The following is a 1,280-nucleotide window of genomic DNA, read 5'->3' on the forward strand; positions in this document are numbered from 1 at the left end:
TTGGTATCTACTAATCTTCCAATTAACGATATTGCAGAAGAATCAGGGTATAAAACGGCTAAATATTTTATTAAGATCTTTAGAGAACTAGAGGGAATGACACCAAGCGCATACCGAAAGGACAATAATGAAAAGGCTTTCTAAAAATAGTAGTATTTTTCCTAATCGTTGTGACCTATTTTTCAGAACTATCTGAATGTAGACTATAAATGTAAGTAAAATCTAGAAAAGGTCATAGGGGGAATCACATTGTTAAAAAAGAAAACGGTTGCAATCTTTATGTCTGTAATCATGCTTGTCTCTCTAGTGCTTGCGGGTTGCTCTTCCTCAAGTTCATCTGAGGAAAGCAGTTCAGATGGTAAAAAAGTTATCAAATTCATGCATTTATGGCCAGAAGGCAGCTCGAATGCTCAGTTCTCGATTGTAAAAGACATCATTAGTGAATACGAAAAAGATCATAATGTAAAAATTGAAACTGAAATTTTAAATCCTGATCAATACAGAGAAAAGCTTAAGGTCTTAGCTTCATCTAATGAACTTCCTGATATTGGCATGACTTGGTCAGATGGATTCATTAAGCCTTATGTAGAAGGTAACATGCTAGCTCCGCTAGATGATATCGTAACAGGAGATGCAGATCTTAAAGATGCGTTTATCCCTGGTGTAAAAGAATCGTATGCTGTGGACGGAAAAACATATGGTCTTCCACTAGAATTAAATATTTCCTACGTGTTCTACAACAAAGAAATTTTCAAGAAATATAATCTTGAAGTTCCAAAGACTTTCGCAGAGTATAAAAATGTTGTTAAAACTTTAGCGGATAATGGCGTTGTTCCTGCAACTGTAGGTGCGAAAGACGGCTGGCCAGCATCTTTCTGGTTTATGTATCTAGCAGACCGGATTGGCGGGTCTACTATTCTAACAGATGTTATTAAAGGTAAAGCGAAAATGGATGATCCAGCTATTGTAAAAGCAGCTGAAGAGGTACAAAACCTTGTCGACATGGGCGGATTTGTTAAAGGCGCGAGCGCATTATCAAATGACGATGCAAAAGGTTATTTCATGAACGAACAAGCAGCGATGTTTTTAACGGCTACTTGGGAGTTACCAAACTACACAACAAGCCCCGATGTTAATCAAGAATTTAAAGATAAGATTGGCTATTTCAAGTTCCCAACTTATGAAGGCGGAAAAGGTACAAGCATCAACAGCTACGTAGGCGGCCCTGGTGTTGGTTTATTCGTAGCGAAAGATTCTAAAGTTCAAAAGGAAGCAAAAGA

General features: G+C 37.4%; 2 protein-coding genes. Both read left to right on the forward strand.

The annotated features are described in order from the left end of the window. The gene (locus tag V7659_RS24365; protein WP_420491767.1) at window positions 1-144 is read left to right on the forward strand and encodes a helix-turn-helix domain-containing protein; all 144 of its coding nucleotides are present in this window, start codon (window positions 1-3) and stop codon (window positions 142-144) included. Window positions 145-279: 135 nt separating this feature from the next. Continuing rightward, window positions 280-1,280 (forward strand): ABC transporter substrate-binding protein (locus V7659_RS24370; protein ID WP_335542723.1); only part of this gene is annotated, 1,001 nt, incomplete at its 3' end.

It is taken from the genome of Neobacillus drentensis, from assembly GCF_036966985.1.
GTDB classification, from domain to species: domain Bacteria; phylum Bacillota; class Bacilli; order Bacillales; family Cytobacillaceae; genus Neobacillus; species Neobacillus drentensis_E.